The sequence below is a fragment of the Labrys monachus genome, from assembly GCF_030814655.1.
In the GTDB taxonomy this organism is placed as follows: domain Bacteria; phylum Pseudomonadota; class Alphaproteobacteria; order Rhizobiales; family Labraceae; genus Labrys; species Labrys monacha.
In genome coordinates, this window is record NZ_JAUSVK010000001.1 from 507,958 (window position 1) to 527,494 (window position 19,537).

Here is a 19,537-nt window from a genome sequence, read left to right on the forward strand (position 1 = left end):
TGCTGGCCGGTCCCGCTGCGTCGACAGAGCCTTCCACATTGTGCGCCATCGCTGAACTTGGTAGCCTTTGCGGCCTCGCTTTCTCTCGACGGGCGCGAAGCTGCGCTGAAGGGCGGGCTTCGACTTTCGGGAGTAAAGGAGCCCCTGGCGATAGTCGCAAGTTATTTGTCGTTAACGGTTATTCTATTATCCTGCGCTGCTTGACACCCAATGGAACCCTTATGAAACTCATCAAGACGATTGCCGCTGTCCTCGCCCTGGCCAGCCTGGCTGCATGCGTTCACACCGGCGACTATCCGGATCATCGTCCGACCTACATCACGGCACCCGATTCGGGCTGGCACCTGTAGGAGGCGGAACGGATCGAACGCGGATCTCGCCGGCCCGGCAGGGCTCGGCGGCCGATGGCCGGAACCGTGGCGTTTGGCCGCGGCGCCGGCGCTTGCGGACCGTGCGCGACCTCACCTCCCCGTGAACCACGGCGCCGCGCGATCGGCGCCGCCACGTCAGTTGCGCAGCACGGCGCAGCTTCCTCCGGCCCGACGAAGCGCGCTGCAGACATTGTCGGCCTCTCGCATGGATCGGGCGGGGAGGCGAACGCGATAGAACGCCCGCCGGCCGCGTCCCGCCATCCGCGTCCCGACGACGAGCGTTTCGCGGCCGGCGAGAATCGCCGGAAACCGGGCGGCGACCCTTTCATAGGAGGCGATGGCCCGGCCCTTGGAGAAATTGCCCGAGAGCTGCACGCCGAACGGGGCATAGGGACCTTCGATCGGCTGCGGCGCACCGGCGCGGATGGACGCGACCACCTGGCCGCATGCCTCCGGCTTCGAAGGCTCGTCCCGATATTTCAAACCGTCCTCCGAGGCCCAGTCATAGACGCTGCGGCCGGTGACGAAGCGGACATAGAGCTCGGTCTCGGCCGGCAGGAAGCCGCCTTGCCGGGACCAGTTCGACACGCGGCCCTGGCCGGCATTGTAGGCGGCGACGGCCAGCCCCCAATTGCCGAAGAGGCTCTTCAACCCGGCAAGATAGGCGGCGGAGGCAGGGATCGCCTTTTCGGGATCGAAGGGATCGGCAAGGCCCTGTTCCGCCGCGGTGCCCGGCATGAACTGGGCGATGCCCTGGGCTCCGGCGCTGCTGGTGACGCCCGGCCTGAAGCTGCTTTCCCGCCAGATCAGCCGCGTGAAGAGGCCCGACGGCACGGCATTCGCGGCGGCGGCCGTCTCGATCAGCCGGCAGACGGTTTCCTCCAGCGTCTCGCTCCGGCCGGCCGCGGACGAAGGCGAGGTGGCGAGGAATATGGCGAGGACCGCCGCCACGACGGCAGGAGGCCGGGTGTTCATGACGTCGGTCCCTTCAGCGATGCCCGGCCATCGGACAGGCTTCGCTCGCATCGCATTGTATGGCGTTCGCCTAGCATGGACCTCGCCTGCATCACAAAGATGAGCGCAATGGGGCGGCGCTCCGCGCTGCGGGGGAGAAATTTCGCATAGGTCGCGGCCGGCGGCTCGTCTCGATATCCATGCTTGTTCCTCGCATCTGCGCAAGATACCGCGGTGCAACCGGACGATGATCGAAGGAACAAGTCGGGTGCCGCTTCGTTGCAGGGGCAGCTCAGCATTGTCGAAGGGCTCTCGAAAACGAAATAATGGAGGTATGATCATGAATAGCTATCTCATCAAAGGTGCTCTATTCGTCGCTCTCCTTGCTCCCGTAGGCGCTTATGCACAGGGTGTCATCGAAGGAAGCTCCAACGGTATCGAGGAAGGCAACAAGAAGGCCGGTCCGGTCGGGGCGGTCGTCGGCGGCGCCGTGGGCGCGGTGACCGGCGGCGTCAACGGTCTTCTCGGCATCGACCAGCGGCCGCGCTTCCGTCAATATGTGGTCACCGAGCATCGCCCCTCCTTCCGCTATGACGAGGATGTCGAGGTCGGCACGGTGCTTCCCCCGGATGGGGTCGAATATTATGAGGTGCCCCCCGAATATGGCGTGACCCGCTATCGCTATACCGTGGTGAATGATCAGGTCGTCCTGGTCGACCCCTCCACCCGCAGCGTCGTCGAGATCGTCCACTAGGCTGAAACGCATTTCCACGGAAACGCCGCTTTTCTCTCGCTCTTGTTTCAGGGCGCTTTCGCGAATCCTCGCGATCGCGGCGGATCGGGAAATGCTATCGCTCTGGAAGGGGCAGGCCAGCCGGCTCCTTCCTTAGCCGCTCCGGTCTGTCTTCCTCCGGACTTGCGGCCGAATCCCGCAAATCCCTTTGCTGCAACGGCATCCGCGGACAATCAAGGTCCGCGGCGGCCAAACGATTTCAGGAGGTTCGCCATGGATTGCCGCAAGCTCGGAGTGGCAAAGCTTGTTCTGGCTCTGTCGATCGCAGCCCTTCCGTCCTTCGCTTCGGCAGAGGACATGATGAAGGGCATGGATATGGGTGGCGGCGCGGCCGACGCCGGCTATATGAAGGCCATGCAGACGATGCAGGAGGGCATGCAGGCGGCCAAGCCGACCGGCGACGCCGATCGTGACTTCGTCCTGATGATGCTCCCCCATCATCAGGCCGCCGTGGACATGGCCAAAGTCGAGCTCGACCACGGCAAGGACCGGCAATTGCGAAAGATGGCGCGCGACATCGTCAAGGCGCAGGAGAAGGAGATCGGCGAGATGAGGGCTTGGCTCGCTAAACATCCGGGTTGATCCGCAGTCGAAGCGTGTGCGCGGAGGAAAATGATCGCTTAAGTTGCGATGGCGCCGGCACTGACTTATGGACGTTCACGCTGATGTGCGCGCTGCTGCTCCTCGTGATGGTCGCCGCAGGCTATGGCCTGCGTGCTCTCAAGGTCCGCTGGAGGAACATACCGTATCTGCCGCGGTTTATCCTGGGTGCTTGATGTGCCGCGGTCGGCGCTTGCCGGGATCGCAGCAAAGACGGCTCCTTCCGAGGGCCGCAGAGAGGTTATCCAATGTTGCAATACTGGCTGCAGATGTCCCTGCTTCAGGCGGAGTCCCAGCAGGTCGTCTGGCTGCGGATGATGAAACTCGTGGCCGGCGGTCCGCAGGCACGCCTCGAAGCGGAGCGGATGATCTCGGAAAAGCTGGCTGCGGCGGGCAGCGCCGCCGGGAGCCTCATGCTCGGAGCTTCCCCCGAGAGCGTCGTCCGCGGCTATCGCAGGAAGGTTCGCTCGAACAGGCGCCGGCTTTCGAAATGATGCCGGCGGATCGCGGGGCCGGGCGCGTCGCGGTCCGGTTCGCCGTCGACGGGGCAGGGGCGGACAAGTCTCGCGTCTGCGATGTCGGCGGGTTTCGTGCTTGACTTAGTAGAGCGCTCGGAATGAAGGTGAAACCGATGATTGCGGTATTCCGCTTTCGGCCACCGGAACGATCGTTGATATAATGTCCAGGCTTATCTTCATTAATCGATTTTTCTTTCCGGATCATTCTGCAACAAGTCAGCTACTCAGCGATCTCACATTTTCATGCGCGAAAGCCGGCAGCGACGTCCACGTCATCACGGGGCGCAAACTATACGGAGCCGAACAAAGAATTTTGCCGGCTTCCGAGTCGGTGCAAGGCGTGACGATCCATCGGATCGGCTCGTCGAAGACATGGGCGCCGGGCCTGCTCGGGCGTGCGCTCGACTTTCTCGCCTTCTATCGTGCGGCCTTCTTCAAGATGCGTGCTCTCGCCGTCGACGGGGCTACCACGGTGGTCAAGACGGATCCGCCTTTGCTCAGCGTCGTCGCCGCGCTCGCCCTCCGGTCGAGAGATACGAAGATCATCCATTGGCTTCAGGACGTCTATCCCGAGGTCGCGGCCGAGCTGGGCGTGACCTTTGCGAGGGGACGGACGGGCGGGCTGCTCGCGCGCCTGCGCAACTGGTCCCTGCGCGTCGCCGGCATGAACGTCACGGTCGGGCAGAGGATGCAGCGCCACGTCGCCGCCCAGGGGGTCGAGCCGGCGCGCATTTGCGTCATTCCCAACTGGATCGACGAGACGAGGGTGACGCCGGTTGCGGCCGGCGCCAATCCGCTGCGCAGCGAATGGGGGCTCGATCGGCATTTCGTCATCGGATATTCCGGCAATCTCGGCCGTGCCCATGAAGCCAATACCCTCCTGGAGGCCGCCACCCGGCTGAAAGGAAGAACCGATCTGTGCTTCCTGTTCATCGGCGGGGGGTTCAACCTGACGCGCCTGAAGGAGGAGGCCCAAAGCCGAGGCGTGGCCGATCTTTTCCAGTTTCGGCCCTATCAGAGCGAGGCGCGGCTGTCCCAATCCCTGAGCGTGCCGGACGTCCATTGGATTTCCCTGCGCCCGGAGCTCGAAGGCCTCATCGTGCCGAGCAAGTTCTACGGCATCGCCGCCGTCGGGCGCCCGGTCATCGCCATCACCGACAAGGACGGCGAAATCGCCGAGCTGGTGCGGGCGCATCGTTGCGGCGTGCACGTCCAGCCCGGCGACATCGATGCCCTCGTCTCGGCGATCGCAGCGATGACGGCGGATCCGGCTCTGGCCCGGACATGGGGCGCAAACGCCCGGGCGATGCTGGAGCGGGATTTCTCGCGCGGCGCCGCCCTGCAGCGCTGGTTCGATGTCCTGCGGATCGGCGGCGAAAGAGGCGAGCGGCCCTGATGCCGCGGCGGCCAGGAGCGGAGAGGCGAGCCTTGCCGGCCTGGAAGCGAACGGATTTTCGCCGCGACGCCTTTTTTACTCTCCTTCTTTCGACGCATCTCGGCGGCTCATGCGGATTGCGTCAGATCGAAAAACGTTCGAGAGCCTCTGTGGGAAGAGTGGGAAAGATTGCGGTCGGACAATGCGACAGGGCATGCGTTCGAAGCGTTGCGGCTCGATGACATCGTCATTTTCTCCAGCCGCGCGGCGTCCGGCGCCTGCATGCCGCTCTGCGGCGGCCAGGTTTGTCGGCGAGCACAGCGGGGGAGAAATTTCATGGCCGGTCTGCTACGGATCCGGACCGTCTGAGGCAGTGAACGAGAGGGATCCGGCGTGAGCGGTTCTTACGATCTCAAGGGCAGGAAAGTATGGGTTGCGGGTCACCGCGGCATGGTCGGGTCGGCCGTGACGCGCCGGCTCGGTGCCGAATCCTGCGACATCGTGGTCTCCGACCGCAGCGCGCTCGACCTGCGTTCGCAGGAGGGCGTGCGCGCCTTCCTGGCGCAGGAGAAGCCGCAGGCGATCGTCATTGCCGCGGCCAAGGTCGGCGGCATCCTCGCCAATCGCGATTTCCCCGCGCAGTTTCTCTATGACAATTTGATGATCGAGGCGAACATCATCCATGCCGCGTATGAGAGCGGCGTGGAAAAGCTCCTCTTCCTCGGCTCATCCTGCATCTATCCGAAATTCGCGCCGCAGCCCCTGCGCGAGGACGCCCTGCTGACGGGCGCACTGGAACCGACCAATGAATGGTATGCCATCGCGAAGATCGCCGGCGTCAAGCTGTGCGATGCCTATCGGCGGCAATATGGCAGCCGGTTCATCTCGGCGATGCCGACCAATCTCTACGGCCCCGGCGACAATTTCGACCTGCAGAGCAGCCATGTGCTTCCGGCGCTGATGCGAAAGATCCATGCCGCGAAGCTCGCCGATGCGCCCGAGGTCGAGATCTGGGGGTCGGGCACGCCGCTGCGGGAATTTCTCCATGTCGATGACCTGGCCGATGCCTGCATCCATCTGCTGAAGCATTTCGACAGGGAGGGCCCGATCAATGTCGGGTCCGGTCACGAACTCACCATCGCCGCGCTCGCGGGGGTGCTGGCGGACGTCATCGGCTATCGTGGGCATTTCCGTTTCGATGCGAGCAAGCCGGACGGCACGCCGCGGAAACTGCTCGACACCTCCGAACTCGACGTCCTGGGATGGCGGGCGCGCATCGGCCTCGAACAGGGTATCGAAGGCACCTATCGATGGTTCTGTGAAAACATCGCCAAGACCTGACGCTGTATCGGCACCTGACGCCACAGCGTCGCATCATGCAGAGAAGTTTTGACCAATGACTCAGAAGCGGGCTCTCATCACGGGCGTAACGGGGCAGGATGGCGCGTTGCTCGCCGAACTGCTCCTGGGCAAGGGCTATGAGGTTCACGGCATCAAGCGCCGGTCGTCCTCGTTCAACACGGCGCGCGTCGATCATCTCTACGAGGACCCGCATGCCGACCATCCCCGCTTCTTCATGCATTACGGCGACTTGACGGATTCGACCAATCTCATCCGTATCGTGCAGGAGACGACACCCGACGAGATCTACAATCTCGGCGCCCAGAGCCACGTTGCCGTCAGCTTCGAAACCCCCGAATATACCGCCAACTCGGACGGGATGGGGACCTTGCGGCTGCTCGAGGCCATTCGCATCCTGAAGCTCGATAAATCCTGCCGATTCTACCAGGCCTCGACCTCGGAGATGTACGGCAAGGTGCAGGCGATCCCGCAGAACGAGACGACCCCCTTCTATCCCCGCAGTCCCTACGGGGCCGCAAAGCTCTACGCCTATTGGATCACCGTCAACTATCGGGAAAGCTACGGATTCCACGCATCGAACGGCATCCTGTTCAACCATGAGGGGCCGACGCGGGGCGAGACCTTCGTCACCCGCAAGATCACCCGCGCGGTCGCGGCGATCGAGCAGGGGCTGCAGCCCTGCCTCTTCCTGGGCAATCTCGACGCCAAGCGCGATTGGGGACATGCGCGCGACTATGTGCAGGGCATGTGGCTCATGCTGCAGCAGGACGTCCCCGACGACTATGTCCTCGCCACCGGCGAGATGCACAGCGTGCGCGAATTTGTCGAGCGCGCCTTCCAATGCGTCGGCCGGACGATCGTCTGGAGCGGGTCAGGGGTGGAGGAAACCGGTGTCGATGCCGGGACGGGCACCGTTCTCGTGCGTGTCGACCCGCGTTATTACCGGCCGGCGGAAGTCGAACTCCTTCTGGGGGATCCTTCGAAGGCACAGCAGCGGCTGGGCTGGAAGCATACGACCTCTTTCGAAGCTCTCGTGAAGGAAATGATGGAATCGGACCTGGCCGAGGCGCGCATGACGAAGCTGGCCGGTTTCCGGCATTCGATCGGATAGCAGAGCCGCTCGGCGTCGGGCCGGCGTCCGCACGGAGCCCGACGTCGCAGGTCCCTGCCGCGCCTCGCCTTTGCCGCAAGCGGGATGCACTTTCGCCGGTCGCGGGCCCTTCGCCCTGGCCCGAATTCGCCGCCGGTTCCCGCGGCGCGAAGGCAGGACCGAAGCCGCCGGCGCCAAACGCTCAAGTCTGGGCCTTCGCCTTCATCTCGTCCCACGCCTGCCTGACCGCCGATGCGTCCGATTTCTCGCGGAACAGGATCATCGGCACTGTCCGGCACAGGATCTTCAGGTCGAGCAGGAACGAAATGTTGTGGACGTAGTAGACGTCCATCGCTCCCTTGTCTTCCGGTGACACCAGGCGCCCGCCATTGATCTGCGCCCAACCCGTCAGGCCGGGGCGCACCGACGCCCGTGCCGCGAACATCTTGGGCTGATCGACCGGAAGAAGGGGGCGCGGCCCCACCAGCGACATCTCGCCGACGAGTATGTTGAACAGTTGCGGCAGTTCGTCGAGGCGGGTGTTGCGCAGGAACGAACCGACGGCGGAGGTGCGTTCCGCATCGGACAGCTTGCGGCCGTCCGGAGCATGGCCGGACCCCATCGTCCTGAACTTGTACAATTTGAAATTCCGGCCCCGCAGGCCGGGACGGCGCTGCCAGAACAGCACGGGCGTGCCGATATTGACGGCGACGACGACGGTCACCAAGGCGATGAGCGGCGACAGGATGGCCAGCAGCAGCAGCGCGGCCGCGAAGTCCATGCTCCGCTTCACCGCGCGATAGATGCCCCGCGAGGGCACCGGCGGCTCGGGCTCGGCGGCCGGACAGCTCTTCGCCTCCTGGGCGCTGTCACCCGTCTTCTCGAACCCCAGTTGCCGGGCCATGAAGTCGAGACGGATATCGCTCGAGTTCTCCACGGCCAGCAATTCGCTCACCGCCTGCGGCGACAAACGAGCCATCGTTTCGGTGACGACGATACGGTCGACCGTAACCCCGTGGACATCGAGGTCGAGCAGGATGCGACGAATGTCCTCCGCCGCGCCGAGGACCGGATATTGGCGGATGAAGCGTCCGCCCTGCTGGTTGCGCACCCCCAGGAGGCCCGCGACCGACACGTTCGGCCCCGCCATGTCCTCCACCGAGCGCAGGTAGAAATCCGTCAGGGTGTTCAGGCCGACGACCAGGATCGTCGAGGTCTCGTCGTGGGAGGCGGGGTCTTCGCGCCTCCCGCGCCGCTGGCCGTACGTGTGATACAGCCTGGCGATCAGGCGGGCACCGGCGAGAGCGCCCAGCACGAAGAAACCCTGGAGAATGGGCAGCGAGCGCGAAACTCCGTCCAGCCTGTTGATCCAGAATACGAGGACGATCGTCACCGCCACGATGGCGCAGGACGCGAGCAGCAGGCGCAGGAAGTCCGCCATCGCCGTGAACCGCCAGATGCCGCGATTGAGGCCGAATACGACATCGACGACGGCAGCGACGCCCAGTGTTACACCAATGTAAATGCCGGCTCCCGACAGCCCCGTCAGCGTCATGTCTAGATTATCGCGTGCGAATGCCGCAAGGATTGAGGCCAGACCAATAAGTAGCAGGTCCAGAAAAACCCGAAGCATACCACGCATTGTAACCCTCAGTCCTGCGTAAAAGCTGTAGAAGACCCGATATAATTTGAAATGGCCCGATCTATAGAAACGAATGACTTTTTCTATAATTGGGCCGGCCAAATCGGTTTCAGGCGGAGAGCCTCGAAAACTGGACGCTCTCCCATCCAACGATTACGACATTGCCAAGCCAAGCCAGACTAAGCTTAATATGTTCTCGATAGACACTGCGATAAGAATTGTCAATTCCGGATGCAGAAATGGCGGAGTGCAATGTTTGTATCCGGCTTTGGGATGCGGTTCCCCGGCGAGGATCTCTCTTTGCCTTGGTACGCAATTACCCTTTCGGCTTCGCCGACAGAGCAATATCGGCAAACCAGGCTGCACCGGATACGAGACGGTCCGAATCGGATACAGCGTCGACGGAAAGCCAGAGGCGCTGGGCCGGGCAATTCCTTGGCGGTACCGTGAAATCCATGGAAAACGCCTTCCAGTCGGAGGCGGAACCGATGAAGGGCTGGCTTTCCGCCAAGGCGCCGTTCGGCGTGCCGTAGCAGGCGACCTGCCAGTGCAGGCCGCGCCGGGCCTGAATTTCGCCCTTTTCGAAACCCTGCAGGGAATAGGTGCCGGGGGCGAGGGTGATAACCTGGGAGACGCCGTTGGTATCGACCCTTCCCTCGGTGAATTCCCAGTAGAGCGAGCGTCGGCCAGGCCGGTCCTGGTCGTCGACGATGTCGATCTCGACGCCATTGTTGTAGGTGATCGTCCAGTCGAACGGCAGTCCCGAGGGATTGAGGGCGAAGTTTCCATTGAACAACAGGCCGACGTTGCGAAGTTGTTCGGGAGGAAGAAATTGCAGCCACGTGTAATAGGCGACGTCATACAAGCGGCGCTTCATGAGGTAATTGATGTAGAATTTCAAATCCTTCATATCCGGCGGGGCGCCGGCGGCTTGAAGGTCGAGCATCAATGTCAGGGGAAGCCGAGGATCCGAAACGCTGCCGATGAAGGCACGAAAGAACAGCGGACGCCACGGTGGATCGCTCCGCAACAGGGACTTGATCTGTTCGAGGCCGTCCTTTGTCGCGGCGATGCTGGCGAAGAGAGGCACGATAACGGTCGAAAATTGAGGCTGCGAGCGCAGCAGGGTATCGGCCAAGGTGATCGCCCGGGCAAAATCGCCGTCGAGAAACGATTTTTGCACCAGCCAGTACAAGGCGAGAGTTTCATGCAGCGACCGGGCCTTGGAGGCCTGCATGAAGGTCGCGGTATGGTCGTCCGAATCGGCGACCTGGCCGAGGATACGCAGCGCCCGCGAGTCGAGCGGGTCCCTCAACAACGCGGTCTGCGCAAGCCGACGCACCTCGGCGCGGTCTTCGGCGGCGAGGTCCGGCGGCAGCAGCGGCAGGAAGACGCCCTTCGCCCGGATCGCATCGAAGGCGGCCTGGGCCTGCGGCGACAAGGGCGGGGCGTCCTGGCCGGACGCATCGTCGTCTCCGGGCGGGGACTGGCCGAGCTTCTCCGCGGCCAGGCCGAGCAGGGCATCGGGATTGCCGGGTGAAAGGACGAGGGCCCATCGCGGCTCGAGGCCGGCGAGATAGCCGGCAAGGCTCTTGGTCATGACCTGCCAGGCCAGCGCCAGGCCGACCAGCGCCATCAGCAATGTCGTCGTCGCCGACAGGAAAGACGGCCGTGGTCTCGACGGTGCCGGCATCGACATCCCGGTCATCTCCGCAGGCAGGGACGGACGGAGCGGCGATTCGGCTTGCGGCCGCAGGGCGGGACCTGCTGCTCGGCGGTCATGGTCGGAGCATCCGTTGCAAGGGAGGCGCGTCCGGCAGGTCGCGACTTCTGCCGTGCTTGACGCGTGTGGGCTCGCGGAAGAGGGCGATGGCCGATTGGAGGGCGGTCGGCACTGTCATGACGGGATCTTCGGGGTGGCGGGCTGGCTCTCGATGCGGGTGTTTTCGGCTTCGTCCGGGCCGAGGCCATATCCGTAGCCGTAACCATAGCCGTATCCATAGCCATAGGCATAGCTCTCATGGCGGGAATCGTAGCGGGTGAGGACGGCGCCGATGATGGTGCTGCGGGCGAATTGGAGGCGCTTGAGGCCGCTGCGGACCGCGTGCTTGGAGGTATGGCCGGCGCGGACGATGAACACGGTGGCGGCCACGGCGTTGGACAGCAACTGGGCGTCGGCCAGGCCCATGATCGGCGGGCCGTCGAGGACGACGAGGTCGAAGATCTCGTCGCTGGCGGTCAGCAGCGACAGGAGGCGCGGCGAGGCCAGGAGGTCGGCGGCGTTCGGCGGCAGCGGCCCGGAGGCCATGAACACGAGATTGTCGATCTTGGTCTTCTGCAGCGAGGCGGGCAGCGTGGTGGCGCCGGTCAGGTAGTTGGTCAGCCCCTTGAGGTTGCTCAGCCCGATCTTGGTGTGCAGCGAGGGCTTGCGCAGGTCGCCGTCGATCAGCAGCACGCGCAGCCCCATCGCGGCGAAGTGGCGCGACACCGTCAGCGCCGAGGTCGACTTGCCCTCCGCCGGCTGCGCGCTGGTGAACAGCAGCGATTTCGGCAGGCCGTTGTCGGTGGCAAAATGCAGCGAGGTGCACAGCGTCCGGTATCCCTCGGACAATTCCGAGCGCCCGTCCGCCAGTTCGTCTTCCAGGACCCGTCCGGTGCCCAGGCGCGGGATCACCCCGAGCGTGGCGATGCCGGTCAGGCGCTCCATCTCCTCCAGCGTGGTGACGGTGTTGTCGAGCCGCTCCAGGAGGATGGCGGCGCCGAGCCCGGCCACCAGGCCGAGCGCCAGCGAGAACAGGATGTCCTTGGTCACCTGCGGCGAGGACGGGCTGCCCGGCACTTCCGCCCGGTCGACGATGAACACGTTGTTGGCGCCGATGCCGCCGGCGACGTCGACTTCCTTGTAGCGTTGCAGCAGCCCGTCATAGAGGGCGCGGTTGCTGTCCGCCTCGCGCTTGAGGATGTTGTACTGGATCGAGCGCTTCTGCAGGTCGAGCACCTGCCCCCGCAGGATGTCGATCTGCCGCTTCATCTCCCCCTCCTGGCTCAGCGATGCCTCGTAGGCGCCCTTGAGCGAGGACTTGATCGTGGTGATCTGGGCGGCGAGCTGGCGGTCGACTTCCTTGATCTGGTTGTTGATCTGCACCATCGCCGGATAGCTCGGCTTGAAGGTGGCGATCTTGTCCTGGTAGTCGGTCACCAGGCCGTTGCGCTTGTCGCGCAGGGTCTGGATCGTGCTGTCGCCGAGGAATTGCGGCAGGGTGGCGGCGTCGACCGACTGGGCCTGCTTGTAGATCTGCTCGTTGTGGATGCGGTCGGAGACCAGCTTGGTCAGGGCGTCGTTGGCAGCCGCCAGATTGCTCTCGGCGATCGAGGACTTGTCGGCCGTGTTGATGATCTGCTCCTTCTGGCCGAAGTCGAGCAGCACCTTCTCCGATTCCTGCAGGCGGGCCTGGGCCTGTTGCAGCTGGTCTTCCAGGAAGGTCTTGGCATAGGCATTGGCCTGGAAGCGCTTGTCGAGATTGGCGGCGATGAAGCCGTTGGCGAGCCCCATGGCGATCGACTGCGCCCGGGCGGGCTGCGGATCGGTATAGGTGATGTCGACCATGCGCGAGCCGGTCACCGGCACCACCTTGCGGTTGCCCAGGATGCGCGAGGCCGCTGCCCGGTCGAGCGCGCGCCGGTTGACCACCGTCTCGGGGGCGGCCACCGCGCCGGCGCCGGCGAACAGGCGCCCGATCATCGCCATCATCGAGAAGCCGTTCGTCTGCAGGAAGTCCGTATCGTCGGCCAGCTTCAGCGCCGCCGCCGTGCGCTCGGCGATGCTGCGGCTCTCGAGCAGGACATATTGGGTGCGCAGGAACTCGTTGTCGCCCGCCTCCACCGGCGTGATGCTGCCGCTGTCCAGGATCCGGGCGACGTTGCGGTCGATCTGCAGCCGCACAGTCGCGGTATAGAGCGGCGTCGTCATCAGCGTGCGCACCGCCCCGATGGCGGTGAAGCCCAGGACGACGCACAGGATCACCCATTTGTACTTGCGCAGGATGCGCAGATAGTCGTGCACGGTGACGAAGAAGGATTCGGTGCCGCTCGGCGCCGCATTCGCATAGCCGCCCTGTCCGTAGCCCCGCGAGGCCGGCAGGCCGGAGGCCGCGATCAGCTGGCGCGCCGCATCTCCCTCCAGGAGCCTGTCGTCGGCGGCGCTCACGCGGCCGGCTCCGCGGCGCAAGGAAGGAACGTCTCAGCCCGGCACGCGGCCTCGGCGGACCGATCCGCCGCCACCGGCTCCCTCGGAAGCTCCTTCATGCGATATGTCATTCTTCCCGGCACCCAACCCGTCATTCTAGAACGCCGCGAACATGGCGGCCGCCGGCAGGGCCCTGAGGAGGAGCGAGAACGCCGTCTTCGTCTGCGAGGTGCCGGCGACGATCACGTCCCCCGCCTGCATCGCCGGATCGGCCGCCTTGCCGCTCCGGATGGCGTCGATGTCGAAGCGCGCCACCGAGCGCCGGCCGCCTTCCTGACGGAACACCAGCACCGTGTCCGAGGCCGTGTCCGTGTTCGGGCCGCCCGCCTGCGCGATGAACTGCAGCAGCGAGGTCTTGCCCCGCAGCGGATAGATGCCCGGGCTCTTCACCGCGCCCTCGACCGTCACGCGCTGACTGTTGTATTCGCGCACGAACACCGACACCTGCGGCGATTGCAGATAGCGTACGCCGAGGCGCTGGGTGAGGTCGCGCTCCAGATCCTGGGGCGTCTTGCCGGTGGTCGGCACGATGCCGACGAGCGGCAGGTTGACGGTGCCGTTGTCGGCGACCTGCACGCTGCGCGTCAGTTCCGGCACCTGGAACACCGAGATGTCGAGCACGTCGAGCGGGCCGATCTTGTAGGCGGTGTTGCCTGGGGTCGAGGCCGACACGAAGGTCGCCGCAGCGCTGGACAGCGCCGCCCCGTCCACCGGCGCCGCAGCGCCGGTCGCCAGGCCGCCTTCAGTCCCGGTGCCGGAAGAGCCGGCGCACCCCGTCAAAGAAAGACCGCAAACCAGCGCCAGCATTCCCGCCCTCACCGGACCGCGCGTCGGACACCGGGCCGGGACTCGGTGGGCGCGGCGGGGGGCTGGCCAGCTTCTCATTCGACAACTCTGCGTTCGCACCAGCAACACAAGGATCCGGCACGCTGGACGGCACGTCATTCGCGAGAATGCATAGAGGTCTGGTGACGACCATATGGGTCGCTTCACCATCGCCCACCCGCTTAGCCGCAGCCTCTCTACCTTGTAACAGGTCGGGCGGGCGCCGTCTAGCATCGTGGGCGTCCGACGCGATCAGATGAACCTTGCCCTCATCCATCATCCGCTCCGCCCAATACTGCGCCCGACGTCCGAATCCCCCCGTCAGCGAACTCGCCGTCACTTGCATCCAGACCCCGGCCTGCGCCAGATGTTCGATCAACGCATAATGCGAGGAAACCCACCCCAGACGCTCCGGATGGGTGAGGATCGGGTGGTAACCTTCCAGCATCAGCCCGAAGAACTGGTCGGCCAGGCGCGCCGGCGGCACCCGGTCCGGCGGCTCCACCAGGACGTAGCGGCTATCCGCCAGGGACAGGACCCGTCCCGACTGCAGTCCCTCCACCAAGCCGGGCATCAGATGCACGTCGGCCCCCGGCACCAGACGAAGTCCGATCTCCTCCCGGTCGAACTCGGCCTGCAGGGCCGCCACCGCCGCGCGGATCGCCTCGCCGCGGTTGTTGTAGACCCCGGGCAGGATGTGCGGCGTACAGGCCTGCACCGTCACCCCGCCGGCGACCGCCAGGCGTGCCATCGCCAGCGACACCGACAGGTCCGGCGAGCCGTCGTCGATGCCGGGCAGAATATGGCTGTGAACATCGAACATGCGAACCCGCCTCCACAGACCTGATCTGCCCTTCCCCTACACCTCGCAGACGAGCCCCTGCACGCCACAGCCTCGCTCAAGGCCAGCCCTGCGTCAAAATGCCCTCTTCGGCGTGCCGAGGTCCGCAGGCCGGCCTGCCGGCACGCATAGGCCGGAAAAGGCCGATCGGAGAGGCGCGAAAGGCAGCCGGCCTCCCGGTTGCCCGGACGGGGCGGTTGCACCTTCCCGCCGCATTGCGGTATGTAGGCATCGTCCCTCGCCTGGGGTTCATGAGCCGCGAAAGGCCGTCGAGATGTTCGCAAAATCCATGCTGGCGCTGATACCCGTCCTGTTCGCGGGCGCAGCGTCCGCCCAGAGCATCGATAATATGAGGGGCAGCGTGCTCGTCAACCATGGCAATGGGTTCGTCCTCATGGCCGCCGCCGGCCCGCTCGCCATCGGCGATACCGTCATGGCCCGCCCCGGCGCCCGCGCCACGCTGAACTATGCCGACGGCTGCAAGGTCGACATCATCGCCGGCACGGTCCTCACCGTCGAGAACGTCTCGCCCTGCGCCTTCCTCGCCATTGCAGGACCCGAGGACGCAACCGCGGAGACGCCGGACCCTGCAACGACGACGACCACGAGCACGACTTCCACCTCTTCCGCCGGAGCTGCTTCCGCCGGAGCCGCCTCTTCCATGTCGACGACGGCCATGGTTGCAGCCGGCCTCGGGGGCCTCGCGGTTGTGGGGGGCGTCACCGCCGCCGTCGTCGTATCCCAGGAGAATTCCGCGAGCCCGTGAGGGCACGGCAGACTCCGTCCGGCCATCCCGCGAGCCCCGAACGGAAGGGGATCGCCCTGGTTCCTCAGGGGACTGCGAGATTTTTTTGATCAGCGGCCAAAACAGAGAATCGGGTTTTCCCGCGAACATATTCTCCACCGTACTGCTTCACGGCCGGCGGGACCTTCGTTTCTATCTGTGCGTCCTGACCGCGATCGCCAGCCTCGGTCTCGGAGGCGGCACACATGGCGGCTTCCTGAGCGATGCCATTCTGCAGCTCGTCGCGCTTCCCTTGTTCCTGGTCTCGCTGCGCGACTGCCTGGCGGGTAAGGCCGGAGGAGCCGGCTGGCTGGATCTCGCCTTTTGTGCCTGCCTTGCCGCCATACCGATTTCCCAGACCATCCCCCTGCCTCCATCGGTATGGATGCATCTGCCCGCTCGCGAGACGGTGATCCAGGCCTTCACGCTGACGGGTCAGAAGCCTGGCTGGATGCCATCGAGCGTCCTGCCGGAGGCGACGGCCTCGGCCGCCCTGTCGCTGATTCCGCCCTTCGCCCTGTTCTGGGGGACAAGGCTGCTCGGCACCGCGCATCGCCGCTCCCTGATCATCGCCATCCTGGTGTTCGCGGCTTTCAGCGTGTTCTTCGGCATGGCGCAGCTGGCGGGAGGCCAGCACAGCAGGCTGCGATTGTTCGAGAACACCAACGCCGACGATGCCGTCGGTTTCTTTGCCAACAGGAATCATTTTGCGGCGCTGCTCTATGTCTCCCTGCTGTTCGTGTCGGCCTGGGCCATCGACACGGGGCTGACGATTTCCAACGCCAGGCGGCGCAGCCGGTTGACGGGACCCCGCGTCCTCGTCCTCATGGCCAGCGTGACGCTGATGTTCCTGCTCGCCACGGCCCAGATCATGACCCGCTCGCGCGCGGGCGTGGGTCTGACCATCGTGGCGCTGCTCGGCATCGTCGTCCTGACCCTGCTCGACGACAGGAACAGGCGGCGCAGGACCAGCCTGGTGCTTTTCCTGGTAGCGATCGCCGCGGTGGTCGTGTTCACGGCGCAATTCGGATTTTCGCGGTTCGCCAACCGCTTTGCGTCGGATCCGCTGGCGGATGCCCGCATCGTGTTTGCGCACACGACGATCGAAGCGGCGAAGGCCTATTTTCCGTTCGGATCCGGCGTCGGCACATTTCCGAGCGTCTATCCCATGTTCGAGAAGCCTGCCCAGCTGCTGGCGAATATCTACGCCAACCACGCGCATGACGACTTCCTCGAAGTCTGGCTCGAAAGCGGCCTGGCCGGCATCCTGGCCCTGGCGGCGCTCGCCTTCTGGATCGTGTGGCGTTCGAGCAAGGTCTGGAGGAGCCGCGATCCCTGGAACATGCCGATCGACATCCTGCTGATGCGGGCGACGACGATCGCCGTGGGGCTCCTGGGCGTGCACTCGATCGTCGACTATCCGCTGCGCACGACGGCGCTGATGTCGTTGATGGCCGTGTGCTGCGCCCTCCTGACGCCCGTGCCGCAGGCTCTGAGGGTGCTTCCGACAGACGAGCCGCATGCGTCGAAGCGGCACCGGCATCGACATATTCGCAGGCTGGAGCCGGCCGAAGCCGGCCTGCCTTCGTCGCCCGCGGAAGTGCCTGGCATTTGAGGCGGATGAGTTCGCCGCCGCCGTCCGGGGACATTCTTCGGTCTTCCAGGCGGGGCGTTACCCCCGTCCGGGCAGGTCGTAGGCGATGATCGAATCGCCGGGCTTGGTGCCGAGCGAGCCGTGGCCGCCGGCGACGACGACCAGATATTGCCGCCCCGTCGCCGCCGAGCGATAGGTGATCGGCGTGGCCTGGGCACCGGCGGGCAGGCGGTCCTCCCAGAGCTGACGTCCCGTCGTCACGTCATAGGCGCGGACATAGTAATCGAGCGTCGACGTCAGGAAGGCGACGCCGCCGGCGGTGACGATCGGCCCGCCGAGGCTCGGCACGCCCATCCTGAACGGCAGCGGCACGGGAGCGGAGTCGCGGATGGTGCCGTTCCGATGCATCCATGCGATCTTGCCGGATTTCAGGTCGACGCCGGCGACGTAGCCCCAGGGCGGGCGCTGGCAGGGAAGGCCGAGAGGCGAGACCAGGGGCCCCATGTCGACCGAATAGGGCGTGCCGAACATCGGATTGCCGCCGAGTTCGTCGGCCTTCTGCTGCTCCGCTCCGCCGTTCGACGTCGGCGCGCCGCCTTGCTCGGCCTGTCCCGTCTGCTTGCGCGGACTGAGCTTCGAATAGAAGGCGAAGTAATCCGGATTGGCGAAAGCGATCTGGCGCACCGGGTCCACGGCCAGCCCGCCCCAGTCGATGATGCCGAAATTGCCGGGATAGACGATGCTGCCCTGCAGGGAAGGCGGCGTGAAGATTCCGTCATAGCGCAGGCTCCTGAACCGCACGCGGCAGGCGAGCTGGTCGAACGGGGTGGCGCCCCACATGTCGCTCTCCTGCAGCGGCGGCTGCAGGAAGGTCAGTTCGGAGAAGGGCTGGGTCGGGGCCGAATGGTCGGGAGGGACGGCGCCCTGCGGCACGGGCCTCTCCGGCGCCGGGATGATCGGCGTGCCCGTCCTGCGGTCGAGCACGTAGATGTCGCCGCGCTTGGTCGACTGGACGAGGGCTGGCACCTTGCCCTGGGCGGTATCGAGGTCCACGAGGCTCGGCTGCGAGGGCACGTCCATGTCCCAGAGGTCATGATGCACGGTCTGGTAGACCCAGCGCAGCTTGCCGGTGGCGATATCGAGCGCGATGATCGAGCTGGAGAAGCGCTCGGTGTTCGGCGGCCGGTCGGCGCCCCATTGGTCGGGTGTCTGGTTGCCGAGCGGAATATAGACGAGGCCGAGCTGCTCGTCGGCGCTGGATACGATCCAGCTGTTGGGCGAGTTCTTGGTATAGCTCTGTCCCGGGCCGATCGGCGCCGTCTGGTCGGGATTGCCCGGATCGAAGTTCCACACCAGCTTCCCGGTGTTGACGTCATAGGCGCGGATGACGCCCGAGGGTTCGTCCGTCGAATAATTGTCGGTCACCTCGCCGGCGATGATGACGAGATCGCGCGTCACCACTGGCGGCGAGGTGGAATAATACATGCCGGCATGGGCCTTGGGATCGGCCATGCCTTCCCAGAGATTGACGGTGCCGTTCTGGCCGAAGCCGGGACAGGGCTGCCCGGTCTTGGCGTCGAGCGCGATCAATCGCGCATCGGCGGTCGGCAGGAAGATGCGCTGGGGACACTCGCCGTTCGGCGCGGCGGCCTCTCCCGGCGCCTGCTCATGATAGGACACGCCCCGGCAGGTGAGGTGCTGCAGGTTCTTGCGTTCCTCGATCCTGGGATCGAACTTCCATTTCTGGGCGCCCGTATCGGCGTCGAGCGCGATCGCCCAATCATGGGGCGTGCAGATATAGACGGTCTGGCCGATCTTCAGCGGCGTCAATTCATAGGTCGTCTCGACGGGATCGCCGGGACCGCGAATGTCGCCGGTATGGTAGGTCCAGGCGACCTTCAGCGTGTCGGCATTGTCCGGCGTGATCTGGGTCAGCGGCGAATAGCGGTCGCCGAGCGAGGAGTGGCCATAGGCCTGCCAGTCGTCGACCGGGACCCCGCCGCCGCCTGTCTGCCCGGCAGCAGCCTGTGCACCGGGAAGGGAACCTGCCTGGTCGTGCAGATCGCTCGCCAGCGCCACGACGCCGGCCACGGCCGCGACGGCGAGGCTGGCGCTGAGGGCGAGGCCGGCTCCGCGCCAGGCCGCCGGCGGCCTGCCTGCCGCCGTCAGCCGCCGGGTGATCCAGGGCATCAGCAGCCACAGGCCGACGAGGAAGATGATGTCGCCGCGGGCGGCGAGCGGCCACCAGTCGAACCCGATTTCCCAGACCGCCCAGGCGAGGGTTCCGAGCACCACCAGGGCGTAGAGCCAGAGTGCCAGGGGACGGCGCATCACCAGCAGCACGCCGGTCACGATGAAGCCGATGGCCGCGGCGACATAATACCAGGAGCCGCCGAGCGTGATCAGCCATACCCCGCCGACGGCGAGCGCGACGCCGATAAGCATGACGACGATGGCGGAAATCCATATCCATGCGCCGGGGCGCCCGCCGCCGGCCCGTAAACGATCCTCTGCCATGTCCGGTGCTCCTCGTGCCTTCCCA

Annotated in this window: 16 protein-coding genes; 9 read left to right on the forward strand and 7 right to left on the reverse strand. The window is 65.3% G+C overall.

Translation table 11 applies throughout. The features are described from left to right. Positions 1 to 221 precede the first annotated feature (221 nt). On the forward strand, positions 222 to 350 hold the full coding sequence (locus tag J3R73_RS02225) for a hypothetical protein (RefSeq protein WP_307421979.1): 129 nt from the start codon (positions 222 to 224) through the stop codon (positions 348 to 350). Positions 351 to 506: 156 nt separating this feature from the next. Here the strand turns inward: J3R73_RS02225 and J3R73_RS02230 are convergent, their stop codons facing one another. After that, positions 507 to 1,346, reverse strand: a complete 840-nt coding sequence (locus J3R73_RS02230) for a lytic transglycosylase domain-containing protein (RefSeq protein ID WP_307421981.1) — start codon at positions 1,344 to 1,346, stop codon at positions 507 to 509. A gap of 319 nt (positions 1,347 to 1,665) precedes the next feature. Between J3R73_RS02230 and J3R73_RS02235 the strand changes: the two genes are divergently transcribed. From J3R73_RS02235 to gmd, 6 genes are all read left to right on the forward strand, one after another. Next, a complete protein-coding gene (locus tag J3R73_RS02235; RefSeq protein WP_307421983.1) occupies positions 1,666 to 2,079 on the forward strand; it encodes a DUF1236 domain-containing protein in 414 nt (137 codons plus the stop codon). A gap of 252 nt (positions 2,080 to 2,331) precedes the next feature. Then, positions 2,332 to 2,700 carry a CopM family metallochaperone gene (gene copM, locus J3R73_RS02240; protein WP_307421985.1) on the forward strand — a complete coding sequence of 123 codons (369 nt, stop codon included), beginning with the start codon at positions 2,332 to 2,334 and terminating at the stop codon, positions 2,698 to 2,700. A 266-nt stretch (positions 2,701 to 2,966) separates the two neighbouring features. Beyond that, positions 2,967 to 3,212 carry a hypothetical protein gene (locus J3R73_RS02245; RefSeq protein ID WP_307421988.1) on the forward strand — a complete coding sequence of 82 codons (246 nt, stop codon included), beginning with the start codon at positions 2,967 to 2,969 and terminating at the stop codon, positions 3,210 to 3,212. Positions 3,213 to 3,396: 184 nt separating this feature from the next. Beyond that, on the forward strand, positions 3,397 to 4,632 hold the full coding sequence (locus J3R73_RS02250) for a glycosyltransferase family 4 protein (RefSeq protein WP_307421993.1): 1,236 nt from the start codon (positions 3,397 to 3,399) through the stop codon (positions 4,630 to 4,632). A 372-nt stretch (positions 4,633 to 5,004) separates the two neighbouring features. After that, complete coding sequence (gene fcl / locus J3R73_RS02255) at positions 5,005 to 5,952, forward strand: GDP-L-fucose synthase (RefSeq protein WP_307421995.1); 948 nt, start codon at positions 5,005 to 5,007, stop codon at positions 5,950 to 5,952. A 55-nt stretch (positions 5,953 to 6,007) separates the two neighbouring features. Continuing rightward, positions 6,008 to 7,084, forward strand: coding sequence for a GDP-mannose 4,6-dehydratase (gene gmd / locus J3R73_RS02260; RefSeq protein ID WP_307421996.1), 1,077 nt, complete (start codon positions 6,008 to 6,010; stop codon positions 7,082 to 7,084). Positions 7,085 to 7,265: 181 nt separating this feature from the next. Here the strand turns inward: gmd and J3R73_RS02265 are convergent, their stop codons facing one another. The 5 genes from J3R73_RS02265 to J3R73_RS02285 all read right to left on the reverse strand — a co-directional run bounded on the left by J3R73_RS02265 (position 7,266) and on the right by J3R73_RS02285 (position 14,599). Beyond that, positions 7,266 to 8,618, reverse strand: a complete 1,353-nt coding sequence (locus J3R73_RS02265) for a sugar transferase (RefSeq protein ID WP_307421998.1) — start codon at positions 8,616 to 8,618, stop codon at positions 7,266 to 7,268. A 403-nt stretch (positions 8,619 to 9,021) separates the two neighbouring features. Continuing rightward, positions 9,022 to 10,146, reverse strand: coding sequence for a hypothetical protein (locus J3R73_RS02270; protein ID WP_307422000.1), 1,125 nt, complete (start codon positions 10,144 to 10,146; stop codon positions 9,022 to 9,024). Positions 10,147 to 10,602: 456 nt separating this feature from the next. Continuing rightward, entirely contained in the window at positions 10,603 to 12,912 is a 2,310-nt protein-coding gene (locus J3R73_RS02275) for a GumC family protein (protein ID WP_307422002.1), read from the reverse strand. Positions 12,913 to 13,047: 135 nt separating this feature from the next. After that, positions 13,048 to 13,758, reverse strand: a complete 711-nt coding sequence (locus J3R73_RS02280; protein WP_307422004.1) for a polysaccharide biosynthesis/export family protein — start codon at positions 13,756 to 13,758, stop codon at positions 13,048 to 13,050. After that, entirely contained in the window at positions 13,694 to 14,599 is a 906-nt protein-coding gene (locus J3R73_RS02285) for a tyrosine-protein phosphatase (protein ID WP_307422007.1), read from the reverse strand. The genes J3R73_RS02280 and J3R73_RS02285 overlap by 65 nt, the downstream gene beginning before the upstream one ends. Before the next feature lie 292 nt (positions 14,600 to 14,891). On the opposite strand from J3R73_RS02285, the gene J3R73_RS02290 reads away from it, so the two are divergent. Together J3R73_RS02290 and J3R73_RS02295 are read left to right on the forward strand one after the other, a co-directional pair. Further along, positions 14,892 to 15,383, forward strand: coding sequence for a hypothetical protein (locus tag J3R73_RS02290; RefSeq protein WP_307422009.1), 492 nt, complete (start codon positions 14,892 to 14,894; stop codon positions 15,381 to 15,383). Between the two features lie 85 nt (positions 15,384 to 15,468). Further along, positions 15,469 to 17,016 (forward strand): O-antigen ligase family protein, encoded by a 1,548-nt coding sequence (locus J3R73_RS02295; RefSeq protein ID WP_307422011.1) that lies wholly within the window; start codon positions 15,469 to 15,471, stop codon positions 17,014 to 17,016. Positions 17,017 to 17,073: 57 nt separating this feature from the next. On the opposite strand, the gene J3R73_RS02300 is transcribed toward J3R73_RS02295, so the two are convergent. Beyond that, a complete protein-coding gene (locus J3R73_RS02300) occupies positions 17,074 to 19,512 on the reverse strand; it encodes a glucose/quinate/shikimate family membrane-bound PQQ-dependent dehydrogenase (protein ID WP_307422013.1) in 2,439 nt (812 codons plus the stop codon). Positions 19,513 to 19,537: the final 25 nt, after the last annotated feature.